Source organism: Xanthomonas sp. SS (assembly GCF_014236835.1).
Lineage (GTDB): Bacteria > Pseudomonadota > Gammaproteobacteria > Xanthomonadales > Xanthomonadaceae > Xanthomonas_A.
This window is the reverse complement of sequence record NZ_CP051190.1, coordinates 992,343-1,010,895: the sequence shown is the minus strand read 5'-3', so window position 1 is coordinate 1,010,895 and position 18,553 is coordinate 992,343. Positions and strand designations below refer to the sequence as shown.

Below are 18,553 nucleotides of genomic sequence, written 5' to 3'. Positions count from 1 at the left end.
TTTGTCCGAAATCGGCACGAAGCGGTCACGAACAACTTACGATGCTCACTTTCCCTTATGCAGCAACCACTTGGAGGCGATCACCGAGAACCAGCCGGTGCTCTCGGGCATGCGCATGAAGCCGATGTCGCTGCCATCCTCCACCGCCAGCGCCGCATACACGTCGCCGCTGCGCCGATCGATGCTGAAGCCATTGGCCGAACTGAGCCGGTCGCGGTCCAGGCATGCGCTGTCGCCGAGGCCGCCGCCGATCCGCGCCAGCCGGCTGGCGCACTCGCCGGTCGGGAACAGATAGCGCACCTCGCCGCCCGCACCCAGCGCCCAGGTGCGGTAGCGCCACAGCGACGGCACCGCCGCGTCGACTGCCGCCACGCTGGCCGGGTCCAGGGTCGCGTCGGCGCGCCACAGGCCGCTGCGCGCCAGGCGAGTGAACAGCACGCGCCCGCTGTCCGGGTCCACGCGCAGCTGCGAGACATCGTCCAGCGCCGCCAGCCGCCGCCACGGTAGGCTGCGCCGGTCGTACAACTGCAGCCGGGTGCGGCCGTTCTCGCCGAGCAGCACCAGCAGCTGCGCCGGATCGGCGGTGTACGCCGCCTGCAGCGGTTCGCCGGAAGGCACCGGCAAGGGCACGACGCTGCCCGACTGCGGCCGCACTTCGTAGATCGCCGAGCGTCCCTGCGCATCGCGGCCGCTGACCAGCAGCGACTGGCTGTCGGCCGACCAGGCCGGCGCCTGCCCGGTTTCCGGGCGCACGCCCTCGATCAGGCGCAGCGACTGCGGCCGGGTCACGTCGCCCCACCACAGCGCGAAACTGCCGGAACGGTCGGAGGTGAAGACCAGTTGGCGGCCGTCGGGCGCGATCACCGGCTGGCTGTCGCGCCCGGTGGAGGCGAACAGGCGCTGGCTCTCGCGGTTGCCCTGGCGGTCCGCGGCGGAGATGCGATACAGCGCGAACTGCGGACGCCGGTGCACGAACGCGAGCCGTTCGCCGTCGCGCGACAGGGTCGGCGACTGCGCGTCGCCCAGGTCCAGGTCGCGCAGGCGCTGCGAGGCGGTATCCAGCCGATACAGGCGCGTCTCGCTGTCGACCCGGCGCCCGAACACCAGGCCGCGGCTGTCCTGGGTCCAGTCCCAGCCACGGATCTCGGCGAACTCGCGGGTCAGCGGCTCGGCGCGGCCGCCGCCGGCCGGCATCCGCCACAGGCCGCCCATCTGCGGGTTGCGCACGAAGGCGATCCACTGGCCATCGGGCGAATAACGCGGCGCGTAGTCGAAATCGCCCGCTCCGAGCGTGTAGGGCAGCGCACGCCAGTGCCCGCTGGCCAGATCCAGTACGCGGATCCCGCGGCTGGGCTGGCGCCCGGTCATGCTGCCGAACAGCAGGCCGCGCCCGTCCGGCGTCCAGTCGAAACTGAGCAGCTCGGTGCCGTCGCAGCGGGTCGCTTCGCGCGTCACGCCAGGCTTGTCGGCGGCCACCAGCAGCACCTGGCACTGACCCTCCGGCCCCAGCCGGGCAAAGGCGATGCGGCGGCCATCCGGCGACCAGGCCGGCAACCTGTCGGAATAGCCCTTGCCCGGCACGCCCAGCGAGCGCGGCGGCACGCCGCCGGCCGCACGGCCGGTCGCCTGCACCAGCAGTTGCGTCCCTGCGCGGCCCTCGATCCCGGCGGCATACGCCACCTGCGCACCATCCGGCGACAACGCCGGCTCCACCTCGAAGCCCGGCATGGTGGTGATCAATCGGTACGGCCGCTCCGGGCTGCCGACCACCCGCTCCTGCTCGCTGCCGGCCGGGTCCTGGCCGCCCCGCGGCAGCCACCAGACCAGCATCGCCAGCAACATCAGGCCGGCGCCCGCGGCGGCCGCCAGCAGCGCCTGCAAACGGCGCGACGGCGGCGCAGGCACCACCGCGGCCGGCGACGGCGCTGCGTCGGCGACCGCCGGCACCGCGACGTCGGCATCGGCATCGGCGCGCAGGTCCTTGCTCGCCGCAGCAGCCGCCGGCGCGCCGGCATCGGCCTCCATGTCCGCCAGCGCCTGCACCGGCGCCACCAGGCGATAACCGGTCTTGGCCAGCGTCTCGATATAGGCCGGCGCGTCGCCCTTCGCACCGGCAGTAAACGCCTTGCGCAATTGGGTGATGGCCTGGGTCACCACATCGTTGGTCGGCTGCGTGTCCGGCCACACCTGGGCCAGCAAGGTCTCGCGCTCCACCACCTGTCCCGGCTGCGCCAACAGCACGCGCAGCACGCCCATCGCCTTGGGCGTGAGCCGCTGCGGTCGCCGCGCGCGCGGCGCATGCACTTCGCGCAGCGACAGCAGCACCAGGCAATCGCCGACCTGCAACCGTTCCGGAAGCAGTGGAGTGGCGGAGGATGACGAGGACATGCGACTAAGGCGACGACGATCTGCGATGGAGTGGGAACCACGTCACGGCAAAAGTGGCGCCGTATGGCGTCAACGGGCAGATTCGGCAAACCAATGCGACGAATGCGGCCAGGCGTGGCGATGCCGACAAATTCTACCCTAGTCGTTGCCGCCGCCAACCGCGGCGAAGCACTACAGGCTCTCTCTCCGCCGACGAAACTCACATAAACGTTGCAAGATTACGCGCCAGTTGGCGCGTTTTTTTTAGCGATTGTTCAGGCTTTGGTTTTGCGTGTGACGCTGAGCCCAATCAGCCGCGACACCACCAGGGCGATATACATCACCCCGGCGAACTGTTCGAGCATCACCAGCGAACGCGCCAGCGGCAGCACCGGCAGCACGTCGCTGAGGCCGACCCCGGACAGCACGCTGAAACTCAGATACAGCAGCTCCATCCAGGTCCGCGGCGACTGCGTCGTCTGCGCGCCGATGAAGCTGCCCGGCAGCCACTGCTGGCACACCGAGAATGCGAAGGCGAACGCCCATGCCAGCAAGGTGAAGGTCGCGCCGGCCGCGTACAGTTCGTCGCGAGTGACCTCGTGGTCCTGCAGCATGTAGGCGATCAGGCTGGCCGCGGTATAGAAATACAGCAGGCTTTCCAGCAGTTGCGCGAACGCGCCGAGCTGCGGGCTGTGACACAGCGCCGCGGCGATCGACAGCACCACCGACGGCAGCGCCAGGCACCAGGCGATCCACAGCACCGACGGGCTGCGGTTGACCACCCACAGCGCCAGGCCCAGCACCACGATGCCGAACGCGCCGAACAGCGCGCGCCCGGCGGCGGTGTCTTCCATCAGCGGATACAGCAGCAGGCCCAGCAATTGCACGCCCAGCAGCAACGCGGACGGGTGGCGGCGCAAGGCGAGCGCGTAGCGGAGCATGCGGAATTCCGGAAGTGGCGTGCGCGCATCATAGACAAGCGCACGCCACGGCGGCGGGACGATCCCCCGGCCTATTCCTGCCGATAGACCTCGGCGCCGGCATCCAGGAATTGCGCCGATTTCTCGGCCATGCCGGCGTGCAGCGCGTCGGTCTCGCCGACGCCGTGCTCGGCGGCGTAGTCGCGCACGTCCTGGGTAATCTTCATCGAGCAGAAATGCGGGCCGCACATCGAACAGAAGTGCGCCAGCTTGTGCGCGTCCTTGGGCAGCGTCTCGTCGTGGAATTCCTTGGCCTTTTCCGGGTCCAGGCCGAGATGGAACTGGTCGTCCCAGCGGAATTCGAAGCGCGCCTTGGACAGCGCGTTGTCGCGCACCTGCGCGCCCGGATGTCCCTTGGCCAGGTCGGCCGCGTGCGCGGCAATCTTGTAGGCCATGATGCCGTCGCGCACGTCCTGCCGGTTGGGCAGGCCCAGGTGCTCCTTGGGCGTCACGTAGCACAGCATCGCGGTGCCGAACCAGCCGATCATCGCCGCGCCGATCGCCGAGGTGATGTGGTCGTAGCCGGGCGCGATGTCGGTGGTCAGCGGCCCCAGCGTGTAGAACGGCGCCTCGCCGCATTCGCGCAGCTGCTTGTCCATGTTCTCCTTGATCAACTGCATCGGCACGTGGCCGGGGCCTTCGATCATGGTCTGCACGTCGTGCTTCCACGCCAGCTTGGTCAGTTCGCCCAGCGTTTCCAGCTCGCCGAACTGCGCCGCGTCGTTGGCATCGGCGATGCAGCCCGGGCGCAGCCCGTCGCCCAGCGAGAAGGCCACGTCGTAGGCCTTCATGATCTCGCAGATGTCCTCGAAGTGGGTGTAGAGGAAGTTCTCCTTGTGATGCGCCAGGCACCACTTGGCCAGGATCGAGCCGCCGCGCGAGACGATGCCGGTGACGCGTTTGGCGGTCAGCGGCACGTAGCGCAGCAGCACCCCGGCGTGAATGGTGAAGTAGTCCACGCCCTGCTCGGCCTGCTCGATCAGCGTGTCGCGGAAGATCTCCCAGGTCAGTTCCTCGGCGCGGCCATCGACCTTCTCCAGCGCCTGGTAGATCGGCACCGTGCCGATCGGCACCGGCGCGTTGCGGATGATCCACTCGCGGGTCTCGTGGATGTGCTTGCCGGTGGACAGGTCCATCACCGTGTCGCCGCCCCAGCGGATCGACCACACCAGCTTCTCCACTTCCTCGGCGATGCCCGAGCTGAGCGCGCTGTTGCCGATGTTGGCGTTGATCTTGGTCAGGAAATTGCGGCCGATGATCATCGGCTCGCTTTCCGGATGGTTGATGTTGTTGGGCAGGATGGCGCGGCCGCGGGCGATCTCGTCGCGCACGAACTCGGGGGTGATGACGTGCTGGATGCTGGCGCCGAACGCCTCGCCGGGATGCTGCTGGCGCAGCAGCGCATCGCGCACCGCCTCCAGCCGCTGGTTCTCGCGGATCGCCACGAACTCCATCTCCGGAGTGACGATGCCGCGCCGCGCGTAGTGCATCTGGGTGACGTTGGCACCGGCCAGCGCGCGCCGCGGCAGGTGCCGGGCCGGGAAGCGCACCGCGTCCAGCCGCGCGTTGTGCTCGCGGCCGCGGCCGAAATCGGAGCTGAGTTGTTCCAGCGCGGCGGTGTCGCCGCGCTCTTCGATCCAGCGCGCGCGCAGCGGCGTCAGGCCGGCGCGCAGGTCGATGCTCGCGTCCGGATCGGTATACGGCCCGGAGGTGTCGTACACGGTGACCGGCGGATTGTCTTCGCCGCCGAACAGGGTCGGGGTGCGGGTCAGCTGGATCTCGCGCATCGGCACGCGCAGGTCCGGACGCGAGCCTGGCACGAAGATCTTGCGCGAACCGGGGATCGGCCGGGTCACCGACTCGGACAGGGTATCGGCCTGCTGCAGCAACGGGCTGGGTACGGCATTCATCGGCATTCGTCCTATTTCTGAGAGCCTGCAGCGAGTGCGGGCGGTTGCGAGCGAACTCGCATCACGGACGAAGCGGCGGCGCGGCACGGACCGGCGCAAAAAGCGCATGGACCGGGCTTGCGAAGCTTCCCTACGCCGGTATCAACCGGATCAGGTTCGAAGGGACTGTCTCAACCGCGGCCTGCGCCGGCGGTACCCCCGCTTCTGCGCCCATTAGACCCGTTTCTGCGGCCGCAGCCAACCGCGCGCAGCTGAATCGGCGCACAACCGGACCCGCTTCTTGTCAGCGCCGGCACGCGCGCACGCCATTGCGGCAAACCCCGGCGACATACCGCGCCTAGCCTGGGCCCCACAAGAACGACGTCTCTCTCTCCCTGCCGCCGGCTTACCCCGGTGGCGTTTTTTTGTGCGGCGTCCGCCGCGACGCTCATTCCAGCACGTAGGCCACGCGCAGTCCGCCCCAGTGGCGGCCGCGCACGTACACCGGCACCGATAGGTCGAACAGGATCTGCCCGGTGTCGCGCCGATACACCTGCAACAGATAGGGCTGGGTATGGCGACCGACGCTGCGCCCGACCCGATCGGTGAACATGCGCTTGGTGCGGTTGCCGACCAGATCGCGGGCACGGTCGCCGCTCAGCGGCTGGCTGAAGCGCAGGTTGTGGGTGGGCACATAACCGTCCGGATTGGCGCAGATCGCGAACACGATCCATGGATGCGCGGCCAGCAGCGGTTCCTGCAGCGGCGGCAGCAGTTCGTCGCACAACGCATCGAAGGTGGTGCGGTACTTGGGTGGATCGATGCCCGCGATCGGCGTGTAGTCGGTGGAAAACAGCGCGTCCTCGCCGATGCGGCCGCGCGCGACCGCATCGGCCAGCGCCTGCCCGATCCTGCTGGCGGCCGCCGTCGCCAGTTCGCGGATGCGCGCGTGCCGCGGCTGCTGCATCGGATCGGCCGGCAAGCGGAACAGGCCCACGCAGTCATGCAGCGTGGTGCTGCCCGCGGCCAGCGCCGCGCTGCGCTCGACCACGCGCGCGACATGCTCCAGGTTGCTGCGGCTGAGCCCGACCACGTGCTCGACCGCGCGATCGATGCCGCCGATCTCTTCGCCTTGCGCAGCGACGCGGGTGGCCACGGTTTCCATCGCCGCACTGGCGCGGCCGAGCAACTGGCCGATGCCGCCGAGCACCTGCTCGGTGCGCTGCGCCGAGGCGGCACTGTCGTGCAGGGCGCTGCCGGTCTCGCCGATGATGACGCGCACGTCGCGCGCGGCGGCGGCGGCGCGTTCGGCCAGGCGCCGGATCTCGCTGGCGACCACGGCGAAGCCGCGCCCGGCGGCGCCGGCATGCACCGCCTCGATGCTGGCGTTGATCGACAGGATGTTGGTCTGGAACGCGACCGCGTCGATCACCTCGATGACTTCGGTGGCGCGCGCCGAGCGCCGCTCCACCTCGCGCATCGCCTGGCCCAGCGCGCGCGCCGCTTCCGCGCCCTGGCGTGCGCTGTCGTCGGCGCTGGCCGCCACCGCGATCACCGCGCGCAGTTCCTGGTCCATCTCGTGCAGCCCCTGCAGCAGCCGCCGGGTGGTCGCCACCACCGTCTGCAGCGCCTCCATCTGGGTCTGCGATTGCTGCGCCAGCTCGTCGTTCTCGGCGACCACGTGCGGCACGTCGGCGGCGATCTGCAGCGACAGCGCCACCGCCTGGCGGATCGCCTCGGCCAGATTGCCGAAGCCGGCCGACAGGCGCCGCCCGGCCATCGCCTCGGTTTCCTGCGCGGACAGCGGCGTGCTCAGCCCCAGATCCAGATCGCACCCGGTCAGACGCTCGCCGACCCGGTCGAGCAAGGCCTGCGCCTGCGCACCGGCCTGCAGCTGCTGCGCCAGTGCCTGCAGCGCCGGGCTGATGGCGCCTTGCGCCTGACCGGCGCCGAGCAGGGCGACGTCGCGCAGCAGCGCGGCGGTTTCAGGATGCGGCAGCGACAGCAGCCAACCTTCCCCGTCGCGATCGCGCTGGTAGCGCACGCGCCGCGCCGGATCGGCGCCGGGTGCCAACCAACTGCCCTCCGTATCGGCCAGCGACGCCAACGGCAGGCCCCACACCGCTTCGCTGGGTTCGCCGAGCAAGCCCTCGGTGTGCACCCCGAGCAGGTCCAGCGCGGCGCGATTGGCGGCACAGACCCGGCCTTGCGGGTCCAATCGCAGCAGCGCCACCGGTGCGTCCGGCAAGGCCGCGGCATGTCCGGCATCGGCGTTCGGACCGCGTGTGAACAACGACATCGTCTTCCCCTCCAGGAATTCTTCCGCCATGGTATCGGCCGCCGCCGTGCAACCTGAGCGAGTACACGCACAACCGGGATCGGCGTCATGTCCGGGCTCTTGCGGATTCAGTCGCCTGCGGCCGCGCCGCAACGGCGAGGATCACAGCCGATGGACGCGGACAGCATCGTGAAGGGAACCAGCGTCGAATGCGCGCAATGCAACGGATCCGGCTGCGCGGCCCCTGGCTTGGCGTGCCTGCGGGAAAGAACCCTGGCTCCGCACGATTGCAGCGCGGGCCGAAGCGCACCATAACGGTACCGTGACGATGCGCCCGGTATCGTTGCCGCTTCGTTCGCGATTGCCTTTCGCCGCTGCTGCAGCGATTCCAGACGGCAACCGCTGCGTGCCACCTGTGTTGCGCATCGCCGCAAGGCCGGCACGCTCCCTCTCGCTTCCTTGCCCGGAGACGCTGCTGCATGGTGTTCCGTATTTCCATCGCGCTGGTGGCCTTGCTGGTGCTGATAGCGGGCCTCGCGCCCGGCCCGTTCGACGACGTGGTGCAAGCGGCGCTGGCCCAGGTCATCCGCGGCGCCGGCTGGATGTATTTGCTGGTGGTATTCCTGACCTTGGCCTTCATGCTGTATCTGGCCTTCGGCCGCTTCGGCCATCTGCGCATCGGCGGCGAAGACGCCGAGCCGGACTTCTCGCGCGCCAGCTGGCTGTCGATGCTGTTCGCCGCCGGCATGGGCATCGGCCTGGTGTTCTGGGGCGCGGCCGAGCCGATCTCGCACTTCCTCAAACCGCCGGAAGGGTTGGCGCCGCAAAGCATGGAGGCGGCGCGCGCCTCGATGCGCTACGCGTTCTTCCACTGGGGCCTGCATCCCTGGGCGATCTATGCGTTGATCGGCCTGGCGATGGCCTGGTTCCAGTACAACCGCAACGGCCGTGGGCTGGTCAGCGACATGCTGCAGCCGGTCATCGGCCGCCATCATCGCGGCTGGATCGGGCAGGCGGTGAACATCGCCGCGGTGGTGGCCACCGCGATCGGCGTCGCCACCACGCTAGGCTTCGGCACGATCCAGATCGCCGCCGGCCTGCACCGCGTGTTCGGCGTGCAGGCGAGCATCCCCGTGCAGATTGCCATCATCGCCGTGGCTTTCGTGCTGTACATGGCCTCCACCGCCAGCGGCGTGGAGCGCGGCATCAAGTGGCTGTCCAACTTCAACCTGGCGTTGGCCGCGCTGCTGCTGGCCGCGGTGCTGGTGCTGGGCCCGACCGGCTTCATCTTCGACACCTTCACCACCACGCTGGGTTCCTATCTCAACCAATTGGTGACGATGAGCCTGCGCATGTCGCCGTTCTCCGGCAGCAAATGGGTGGCCGAATGGACCATTTTCTATTGGGCCTGGTGGATCGCCTGGGCGCCATTCGTCGGTGCGTTCATCGCCCGCGTCTCGCGCGGGCGCAGCATCCGCGAGTTCGTGGTGGGCGTGGTACTGGCTCCCACCCTGCTCGGCTTCGTATGGTTCTCGGTGTTCGGCGGCGCCGCGCTGTGGGCACAGCTGTTCGGCCACGTCGACATGCTGCAGGCGCTGGGCAACGGCTACGAGACGGTGCTGTTCACCCTGTTCGACAGCCTGCCTGGTTCATTGCTGCTGTCCAGCGTGGCATTGCTGTTGCTGACGATTTTCTTCGTCAGTTCGGCCGATTCGGCGGTGCTGGTGCTGGCCAGCATGTCCACCGACGAGGCCGGCGATCCGCCGCTGGCGCGCAAGCTGGTGTGGGGCGTGGCGGTGGCGCTGATCGCGGCAGTGCTGTTGCTGGCCGGGGGCCTGGACGCGCTGCAGGGCATGATCACCATCGCCGCGCTGCCGTTCGCGGTACTGATGGTGCTGGTGATCGTGTCGCTCTATCGCGTGCTGGACGCCGAGCACACGCGGGAACGCCGACGCGATCGACGCGCCAGGCACATGATCGAGGCCTGGATCGCGCGCGAACAAGCGGCGCAGGAACAGACCCGCACCGAGGCTGGGCGCGCGCAAGCGCAGGAGTGAGCGCGCAGGCGGCAGCACCGGCGCGCGTACGGCGGCAACGCGCCGATCACCGCACGCGCGCCGGCCGCGGCACCGCCGCGGCGCAGGCTCAGTAGCCGGCGGCCTGCCCGTCCTTGCGGCTTTCCGAGGCGCCGTAGTACACGCCGCTGGCCGGGTCGCGGAGGATCGCCTGGTAACCGCCATATGGGCCGTCGGCGAAGATCACGCGGTGGCCCTTGCGCATCAGCGCGCGGATCGCGTCGTAGGAAAAGCCGGTTTCCAGATTCAGCTCGCCGCCGTCGCTCATCGCCGTGGCCTGCCCGGTCGGCTCGGTGGATCCTTCGTGCTGGATCCGCGGCGCGTCGCCGGCTTCCTGCAGGTTCATGTGGAAATCGATCAGGTTCATCACGATCTGCACGTGGCCCTGCGGCTGCATCGCCCCGCCCATCACGCCGAAGCTCAGCCACGGCTTGCCGTCCTTGGTCACGAACGCCGGGATGATGGTCTGGAACGGGCGCTTGCCCGGCGCGTAGCCGTTGGGATGATCCTTCTTCAGCACGAACATCTCGCCGCGGTCCTGCAGGATGAAGCCCAGACCCGGCGGCGCCATGCCGCTGCCCATGCCGCGGTAGTTGGACTGGATCAGCGACACCATCATGCCGTCGGCATCGGCCACGGTGAGGTAGATGGTGTCGCCCTCTTCCAGTTGCTTGGGCGTGCCCGGCTGCACTTCCTTCAAGGCCTTGTCCATCGAGATCAGCGCGCGACGCTGCGCGGCATAGTCCTTGGAGATCAGCCGCGCCAGCGGTGCCGGCTGGAACGCCGGATCGGCGTAGAAGCGCGCGCGGTCGGCGAAGGCCAGTTTCTTGGCCTCGGTGAACAGATGGATGTGCTCGGCCGAGCCGAACGAAATCCTGGAGAAGTCGTAGCCCTCCAGGATGTTGAGCATCTGCAGCGCGGCGATGCCCTGGCTGTTGGGCGGCAACTCCCACACGTCGTAGCCGCGATAGTTGCTGCTGACCGGCTCGACCCATTCGCCATGGTGGCTGGCCAGGTCGTCGTAGCTGAGGAAGCCGCCATTGGCCTTGAAATAGGCATCGATGGTGCGTGCGATCGGCCCCTTGTAGAACGCGTCGCGGCCGCCGTCGGCGATCTGCTGCAGCGTATTGGCCAGGTTCGGGTTCTTCCACAGTTCGCCCTTGCGCGGCGCATGGCCGTCGATGGTGAACTGCTCCTTGAAGCCGGGATACTGCGACAGCCGCGGCACCGAGCGGTCCCAGTAGTAGGCGATGGTCTCGGCCACCGGGTGGCCTTCGCGCGCGTAGCGGATCGCCGGCGCCAGGTTCTGCGCCATCGGCCTGCGTCCGAAGCGTTCGTGCAGCGCGAACCAGCCGTCCACCGCGCCGGGTACCGAGACCGGCAGCGGCCCGGTCGGCGGAATGTCCTTCAGCCCGCGGCGCTGGAACTCGGCCAGCGTCAGCGACTTGGGCGAACGGCCCGAACCGTTGTAGCCATAGAGCTTGTGCGTCTTCGGATCCCACACGATCGCGAACAGGTCGCCGCCGACGCCGTTGCCGGTCGGCTCCATCAAGCCGAGCGCGGCGTTGGCGGCGATCGCCGCATCCACCGCCGACCCGCCCGCCTGCATCGTGTCCAGCGCGATCTGCGTGGCCAGCGGCTGCGAGGTGGCGGCCATCGCGTGCGGCGCGATCACTTCCGAGCGCGTGGCGAACGCCTGGCCGGTGACGCGGTCGGCCGCAGCGGCCAGTGACGGCAGGCCCAGCGCAAGCGCCAGGCAGGCCAAGGAAAACTTCGAAACGGACATGCGCATTCCCCGCAGCGGATACCGCGCCACCCTACCCGAGCGGAGCCGCGCGCGCAGCTGCGGCGGCGCAGGCGCATCTGGAGCGAGCCCGATGCAGCGCGATGACGACAGCGTCGCGGCGCTGCATCCGACGCGCAGACACTCAGCGCAACGCCAGCGTCTGTTGCCCGGCATCCAGGCGCCGCAGCAACTCGGCCTGCGGCGCCAGCTGCGCGACCAGCACCGGACGCGCCTGTTGCAGTTGCGCGCGCGCTTCGTCGCGCCGGTCAAGGGCCAGCAGCGCTTCGGCCAGCGACACCCGCGCCATCGCCGTGGGCACCGCCGCGCTGCCCAGTTCGGCCTGGTTCGCCTGCACCACCCGTTCCCAGCCGCTCAGCGCCGCGGCGCTGTCGCCGGCGCGCTGCGCCAACTCCGCGGCCAACATGTCGCGCCGTCGCTGCAGTTGCGTCGACGGCCAGCCGGCCGCCGGCCGGAGCGCGTCCAACTCGCGCTGCGCACGCGCCAGTTCGCCGCTGCGCATGCGCAGTTCCACCTGGCTCAGGCGCTGCACCAGTTGCCGCGGATGATCGGCGGGATACAGCCGCGCCATGCCCTCGTAGGCATGCCGCAACAGCGGCTCGGCTTCGCCCAGCTGGCCCTGGCGCATCAGCATGCGGCCCAGGTTGCCCTCGGCGTTGAGCGTCATCGGGTTGTCCGCATCCAGCGCCTGCCGGCGGATCTGCCAGGATTGCCGATACAACTTCTCGGCCGTCGGCAGATCGCCGCGCGATTCCTCCAGCGTGGCCAGGTTGTTGAGATAGCGCGCATGGTCGACGCTTTGCGACAGGCCCAGCGCCGGCAACATCGCCAGCGCCTGCAGATAGTGCACCCGTGCCGCAGCGAAATCGCCGGCATCCTGGTACACCGACGCCAGTTCGTTTTCCGCATCGGCCAGCAGCGGACTGCGCGCGCCGTACAGCGCGCGCGACAGCTCCAGGTTGCGCTGCATCAGCGCGCTCGCCGCCGGCAAGGCGCCGCGCGCCGCCAGCGTCTTGGCCAGGCCTTCGGCGCTGTGCAGGTAGTCGACGCTGCGCGCGCCGAATTCGCGCTGTTTCAACGCCAGCGCACGCCGGTACCAGTGCTCGGCCTGCACCAGGTCGCCCTTGGCATTGAACACCTGGCCCAGGTTGTGCATCGCCGTGGAGGGGCCGCCGTCGGTCTTCACGCCCGGCTGCATGCGCAGCGCCAGCGAGCGCTGCAGCATCGCCACGGCCTCGTCGGCGCGGCCGACCCGGCTCAAGGCCAGGCCCATCGCATTGGTCGCCTTGGCCAGCGCGTCGCGCTCTTCGCCGGGTTCGGCCAGGCGCAGCGCCTCGGTGGCCGCCGCCAGCGCCGCAGCGCCGCGATCCTGGTTGTACAGCAGCACTGCGAGGTCGCTGAGCGCCTGCGACGCCGACGCCGGTTCGCCCACCTGTGCGCTGCGCAGTTCGCGCGCGGCCTGGCGCAGCAACACCTCGGCACGCGTTTCCTGGCCCAGGTTCATGTAGGCGCGGCCGAGCGTGGCGCGCAGCCGCGCGCGCACCGCCGGCGATTGCGCCAGGCCCCGGTCGAGTTGCGCGGCGGAACGGTCCAGCACCTGCTGCGCGCTGATCGTCGCGGTGCCCTGGGCGCCGCGGCTGCGCGGGTCGGCGGCATCGAACGCATCGGTCATGAACTGGCTGACCTGCAGTGCGATCGCCGCTTCGTGCTGCGCCTGCGCGCGGGTCTCCAGCAGGCGCCACATGAAGCCGGCGCTGAGCAGCAGCACCGCCGCGGCCACCGCGCTTTCGCGCCAGCGCCGGCGCAGCAGGCGGACCAGCGCATAGCGGCGACCGCCGCGGCGCGCCTGCACCGGGCGATGGCCGAGATGGCGCTGCAGATCGGCGGCCAGCTCGGCGACGTTGGCGTAGCGCTGCGCCGGATCCTGCGCGCAGGCTTTGGCCGCGATCGCGTCGAGGTCGCCGCGCAGCTGCCGGCGCAACGCCGGCAGCTGCGCCAGCGCGCTGGGCGGGGGGCAGGCCGCACCGGTCCCGGCGTGCGCCGGCAGGCGCTGCGCGGACAGCACTTCGATCAGCATCACGCCCAGGCTGTAGACGTCGCCGGCCACGCCCACCGGCTGCCCGGCCAGCAGCTCCGGGCTGGCATAGGGCGGCGTGCAGAAGCGGCCGCGCTCGGCGCCGTCGGCCGCGTCCTGCAGCCGGGCGATGCCGAAGTCCAGCAGCACCGGCTCGCCGTCGGCGCGCACCAGCACGTTGCCCGGCTTCAGGTCGCAATGCAGCACCAGGCGCTGGTGCGCCGCCTGCACCGCGCGGCAGATGCGCAGGAACAGTTGCAGCCGCGCCGGCAGGTCCGGCGCTTGCGCCTGCAGGTAGCGGTCCAGAGCGACGCCGTCGACGTACTCCATCACCAGGTACGGCTGCCCGCCCGGAGTGGCGCCGCCGTCGTACAGGCGCGCGATGTTGGGATGCTGCAGGCTGGCCAGGATCTGTCGCTCGGCCGCCAGCCGCTGCGCGGTCAGCGCGTCGGGCAGGCCGCGCAGCAGTTTCACCGCCACCTGCCGCTGATATTGCTCGTCCGCGCGCTCGGCGACGAACACGCTGCCCATGCCGCCGCTGGCCAGGAAGCGGGTCAGCCGCCACGGGCCGAGCCGGTCGCCCACGCCCAGTTCCGGCGCAGCCATGCGTCCGGCCAGCGCCCGCAACGGTGCGGCCAACTGCTGCAACTGCACGGTCTGCGCGGCGAGCAGGGCCAGCGCCTCCTGCACCAGCGCCGGATCCTGGCTGAGCCGCTGCAGGGTCGGCTGCCACTGCGCCGGCGGCAGGTCGCAGACCGATTCGAACAGCTGGCGCACCTGTTGCCAGCGTTCGTCGCTCACGGGCGGCCCGGATCGGCGCTGAGTTCGCGCTTGAGCCAGGCGCGGGCGATGCGCAGGTCGCGCTCGACGGTCGGCACCGACACCTCGAGCAGGCAGGCGATCTCGTCGTGGGTCATGCCGCCGAAATAGGCCAGCTCCACCGCATGCGCCGCGCGCGGGTCGAAACCGGCGAAGCGCTGCAGCGACTGGTGCAGCGCCAGCACCTGGTATTCCTCGCTGGGCGCGGCGCCGTCGCGGTCGGCATGCGACAGGGTCATCATCATTGCCCCGCCGCCGCGCTTGGCGGCCAGGTTGGCGCGCGCGTAGTCGACCAGCACCGCGCGCATCTTCAGCGAGGCCAGGGCGAAGAAATGCACCCGGTCGCGGTACTCCACGTCGGCGTCGAGCATGCGCAGCAGGGCTTCGTGGACCAGCGCGGTCGGCTGCAGCAAGGCATCGCCCTGGCGCGCCGCCATGCGCGCGGCGGCCATCTCGCGCAGCGCGGCATAGACCAGTTCCAGCAATTGCGCTTCGGCCTGCGCATCGCCGCTGCGCCAGCGCTGCAGCAGGCCGGTGACCTGCTCGCTCTCGGCCACGGCCGACGCGGAGGGCTTGCGCGGGGCGACAGCCACGGGAAGAGGTTCGGAATGCATGCGCCGGATCGTCGAACGGGAGTGATTGAAGGTGGCCGGCAACGGCCGGGCCGTGGCAGCCGCGCCAGATTACCGCAGGATGGCGACCGCCTGTTGACGCCGCGTGGCAGGCGCGGAAGACGCCGATTTTCCGCGCAATCGGACGTGCATTCGCTGCGCCGGCGCACCGTTTCAGGCGTAACGATGCTGTGCTGGTGCGGCTTTCGGCACATTCGCTGTTTTGCGCCGGCCACAGGGTTGACAGCCCCGCAAAGGCCATGTTTATCTCGCTGCATGTTGCATCGCCACACCAGCCCGAAGCCGACTCGCCTGCCCGCCGCGCTGCGCGCGGACGCCGCCGCGTCGCTCCTCGTACTCGTGCTTATTACCTCGCCCACAAGTGCGGGACGAACCGGCGTGTAAGCGACAAGCAGCCTGGATTCGATCAGACCCCGCACCGGCAACGGCGCGGGGTTTTTCATTTTAGTAACCGCGAAACACACGTTTCCCTTCCTACCCACACCGTTCCGAGGACATTCGCCCCATGACCAGTTCCGCCCAGCCCACCACCAAGATCGCCATCGTCGGTTACGGCAGCCAGGGCCGCGCGCACGCGCTGAACCTGCGCGAGTCCGGCTTCGACGTCACCGTCGGCCTGCGCGCGGGCGGCCCGACCGAAGCCAAGGCGCAGGCCGACGGCTTCGTGGTGAAGAGCCCCGCCGAGGCGGTCAAGGACGCCGACCTGGTCGCGGTGCTGACCCCGGACATGGTGCAGAAGAAGCTGTACGACGAGGTGCTGGCGCCGAACATGAAACAGGGCGCCTGCCTGCTGTTCGCGCACGGCCTGAACGTGCATTTCGACATGATCAAGCCGCGCGCCGACCTGGACGTGGTGCTGGTCGCGCCGAAGGGCCCGGGCGCGCTGGTGCGCCGCGAGTACGAGATCGGCCGCGGCGTGCCGTGCATCTGGGCGGTGTACCAGGACAAGAGCGGTAAGGCCGAGCAGTTCGCGCTCGAGTACGCCGCCGGCCTGGGCGGCGCGCGCGCCAACCTGATCAAGACCACCTTCAAGGAAGAGACCGAGACCGACCTGTTCGGCGAGCAGGCGGTGCTGTGCGGCGGCGCCTCGTCGCTGGTCCAGGCCGGCTTCGAAGTGCTGGTGGAAGCCGGCTACCAGCCGGAAATCGCCTACTACGAAGTGCTGCACGAACTGAAGCTGATCGTGGACCTGTTCTACGAAGGCGGCATCACCCGCATGCTCGAGTTCGTCTCCGAGACCGCGCAGTACGGCGACTACGTCAGCGGCCCGCGGGTCATCGACGCGGCCACCAAGGAGCGCATGCGCGACGTGCTGACCGACATCCAGAACGGCACCTTCACCAAGAACTGGGTCGCCGAATACGAAGCCGGCCTGCCGAACTACAACAAGTTCAAGCAGGCCGACCTGGAGCACCCGATCGAAGTGGTCGGCAAGCAGCTGCGCGCCAAGATGGTCTGGCTGAACGGCGACGCCGCGGCCGCCAAGCCGGCCGCGACCGGCCAGCAAGCCGCGTAACCGCGGCTCCCCCACCCGCTTTTACCGAAAGGTCGCCACCGTATGAACTCCTCCGCTCACGGCACGCCCCGCAACGGCGCGCGCTGGCTGACGCAGGCCCTGGAAGCCGAAGGCGTGGACACGCTGTTCGGCTATCCGGGCGGCACCATCATGCCGTTCTACGACGCGCTGGTAGACAGCCAGCTCAAGCACATCCTGGTCCGCCACGAGCAGGGCGCGGCGCTGGCCGCCAACGGCTACGCCCGCGCCAGCGGGCGGGTCGGGGTCTGCGTCGCCACGTCCGGCCCGGGCGCCTCCAACCTGGTCACCGGCATCGCCGACGCGATGCTGGACTCGGTGCCGATGATCTGCCTGACCGGGCAGGTCGCCACGCCGCTGCTGGGCACCGACGCGTTCCAGGAACTGGACGTGTTCGGGCTGACCCTGCCGATTGTCAAGCACAGCTTCCTGGTGCGCCGCGTGGACGACCTGCCGCAGGTGGTGCGCGACGCGTTCCGCATCGCCCGCGAAGGGCGTCCGGGGCCGGTGCTGATCGATCTGCCCAAGGACGTGCAGTTGGGCGATGCCTCGCACCTGCCCGACCACGTGCCGGCCGCGGTGCCGACCCCGCCGGCGCCGCACGCCGCGGCCCTGGCCGAAGCGCTGGCGGCGATCGCCGGCGCCGACAAGCCGGTGATCTACGGCGGCGGCGGCATCGCCCTGGCCGATGCGGTGGACGCGTTCCGCCAGTTCGTCGACACCACCCGCATTCCCACCGTGCTGACCCTGCGCGGGCTGGGCGCGCTGCCGCACGGGCATCCGCACTACCTGGGCATGCTCGGCATGCACGGCACCCGCGCCGCCAACATGGCGGTACAGGAGTCGGACCTGCTGATCGTGGTCGGCGCGCGCTTCGACGACCGCGCCACCGGCAAGCTGGCCGAGTTCGCCCCGTTCGCGCGGGTCATCCACCTGGATGCCGACGCCTGCGAGATCTCCAAGCTGCGCCATGCCGACATCGCCGTGCCCGGCGACGTGGCCGAAGCGCTGCGCGCGCTGAGCGCGGCGACCAGCACCTGCGAGGCATGGCACACGCGCTGCATCGGCCATCGCGAAAAGTTCGGCGCCCGCTACGACGCGCCGGGCGACGACATCTACGCGCCCGGCCTGCTGAAGCGGCTGAGCGAGCTGGCCCCGGCCGACACCGTGATCGCCTGCGACGTCGGCCAGCACCAGATGTGGGTGGCCCAGCATTGCCGCTTCAACCATCCGCGCAACCACCTGACCAGCGGCGCGCTGGGCACGATGGGCTTCGGCCTGCCGGCGGCGATGGGCGCGCAGTTCGCCTGCCCCGAGCGCACCGTGGTGCTGGTCAGCGGCGACGGCAGTTTCATGATGAACGTGCAGGAGCTGGTCACCATCGCGCGCTGCAAGCTGCCGGTGAAGATCGTGCTGCTGGACAACAGTTCGCTGGGCATGGTGCGGCAGTGGCAGGAGCTGTTCTTCGCCGAGCGCTACAGCGAGATCGACCTGTCCGACAACCCGGACTTCGCCGCGTTGGCGCAGGTGTTCGGCATCCCGGCCAAGCGCATCACCGCGCGCGGCCAGGTCGAGGACGGCCTGGCCGAACTGCTGGCGCAGCCGGGTCCGGCCCTGCTGCACGTGGCGATCGACGCGCGCGCCAACGTGTGGCCGCTGGTGCCGCCGAATACCGCCAACAGCACCATGCTGGAGAGCAACCCCGCGACCCAGCGCCAGGAGATCCCCCATGCGATACCAGCTTGACCTGGTGCTGAAGCCGGCCGAAGGCGCGCTGCTGCGCGCGATCGGCATGGCCGAGCGGCGCGGCTTCGCGCCGCTGTCGATCAGCGGCGCGTCTGCGCCCGACGATGCCGGCCGCTGGCACCTGCAGATGGTGGTGGACGGCATTCGCCCCGGCGAGAGCCTGCGCCTGCAGATGGAGAAGGTGTACGACTGCGAGTCGGTACGGGTGACTGCGCTGGATGTAGCGCCATGATGAAGCCGGGATTCGGGATTCGGGATTCGGGATTCGGAGGCTGCGCTTGCAGCTCCATGGTCTCGGGCTTCATGCCGGCTGCGCGGCAGGGCCGGGCGACGATGCGGAGGAGTCTTCTTCCAC

11 protein-coding genes and 1 riboswitch are annotated in these 18,553 nt (G+C 69.9%); of the genes, 4 read left to right on the top strand and 7 right to left on the bottom strand.

The window, feature by feature from the left end; all coding sequences use genetic code 11:
- Positions 1-45: 45 nt before the first annotated feature.
- From HEP74_RS04265 to HEP74_RS04250, 4 genes are all read right to left on the bottom strand, one after another.
- On the bottom strand, positions 46-2,388 hold the full coding sequence (locus tag HEP74_RS04265; RefSeq protein ID WP_185815336.1) for a winged helix-turn-helix domain-containing protein: 2,343 nt from the start codon (positions 2,386-2,388) through the stop codon (positions 46-48).
- Positions 2,389-2,642: 254 nt separating this feature from the next.
- Positions 2,643-3,308: an ion channel gene (locus tag HEP74_RS04260; RefSeq protein WP_185815335.1), complete on the bottom strand. Its 666-nt coding sequence runs from the start codon at positions 3,306-3,308 to the stop codon at positions 2,643-2,645.
- A gap of 71 nt (positions 3,309-3,379) precedes the next feature.
- Positions 3,380-5,257: a phosphomethylpyrimidine synthase ThiC gene (gene thiC / locus HEP74_RS04255; RefSeq protein ID WP_185815334.1), complete on the bottom strand. Its 1,878-nt coding sequence runs from the start codon at positions 5,255-5,257 to the stop codon at positions 3,380-3,382.
- Between the two features lie 109 nt (positions 5,258-5,366).
- Positions 5,367-5,467, bottom strand: a riboswitch (TPP riboswitch).
- Positions 5,468-5,684: 217 nt separating this feature from the next.
- Positions 5,685-7,535: a methyl-accepting chemotaxis protein gene (locus tag HEP74_RS04250; RefSeq protein ID WP_185815333.1), complete on the bottom strand. Its 1,851-nt coding sequence runs from the start codon at positions 7,533-7,535 to the stop codon at positions 5,685-5,687.
- A 458-nt stretch (positions 7,536-7,993) separates the two neighbouring features.
- Between HEP74_RS04250 and HEP74_RS04245 the strand changes: the two genes are divergently transcribed.
- Positions 7,994-9,571 (top strand): BCCT family transporter, encoded by a 1,578-nt coding sequence (locus HEP74_RS04245; protein WP_185815332.1) that lies wholly within the window; start codon positions 7,994-7,996, stop codon positions 9,569-9,571.
- An 88-nt stretch (positions 9,572-9,659) separates the two neighbouring features.
- Here HEP74_RS04245 and ggt read toward each other — a convergent pair whose 3' ends face one another.
- The 3 genes from ggt to HEP74_RS04230 all read right to left on the bottom strand — a co-directional run bounded on the left by ggt (position 9,660) and on the right by HEP74_RS04230 (position 14,879).
- Positions 9,660-11,375 carry a gamma-glutamyltransferase gene (ggt, locus tag HEP74_RS04240; RefSeq protein WP_185815331.1) on the bottom strand — a complete coding sequence of 572 codons (1,716 nt, stop codon included), beginning with the start codon at positions 11,373-11,375 and terminating at the stop codon, positions 9,660-9,662.
- 142 nt (positions 11,376-11,517) lie between these two features.
- Entirely contained in the window at positions 11,518-14,268 is a 2,751-nt protein-coding gene (locus HEP74_RS04235) for a serine/threonine-protein kinase (RefSeq protein WP_185815330.1), read from the bottom strand.
- Complete coding sequence (locus HEP74_RS04230; RefSeq protein WP_185815329.1) at positions 14,265-14,879, bottom strand: ECF-type sigma factor; 615 nt, start codon at positions 14,877-14,879, stop codon at positions 14,265-14,267. Before HEP74_RS04230 ends, HEP74_RS04235 begins: the two co-directional genes overlap by 4 nt.
- A 544-nt stretch (positions 14,880-15,423) precedes the next feature.
- Between HEP74_RS04230 and ilvC the strand changes: the two genes are divergently transcribed.
- The 3 genes from ilvC to HEP74_RS04215 are packed head-to-tail and all read left to right on the top strand — an operon-like array spanning position 15,424 to position 18,430.
- On the top strand, positions 15,424-16,434 hold the full coding sequence (gene ilvC / locus HEP74_RS04225) for a ketol-acid reductoisomerase (RefSeq protein WP_185815328.1): 1,011 nt from the start codon (positions 15,424-15,426) through the stop codon (positions 16,432-16,434).
- Between the two features lie 42 nt (positions 16,435-16,476).
- The gene (gene ilvG / locus HEP74_RS04220) at positions 16,477-18,198 is read left to right on the top strand and encodes an acetolactate synthase 2 catalytic subunit (protein WP_185815327.1); all 1,722 of its coding nucleotides are present in this window, start codon (positions 16,477-16,479) and stop codon (positions 18,196-18,198) included.
- A complete protein-coding gene (locus tag HEP74_RS04215) occupies positions 18,182-18,430 on the top strand; it encodes an ACT domain-containing protein (RefSeq protein WP_185815326.1) in 249 nt (82 codons plus the stop codon). The genes ilvG and HEP74_RS04215 overlap by 17 nt, the downstream gene beginning before the upstream one ends.
- Positions 18,431-18,553: the final 123 nt, after the last annotated feature.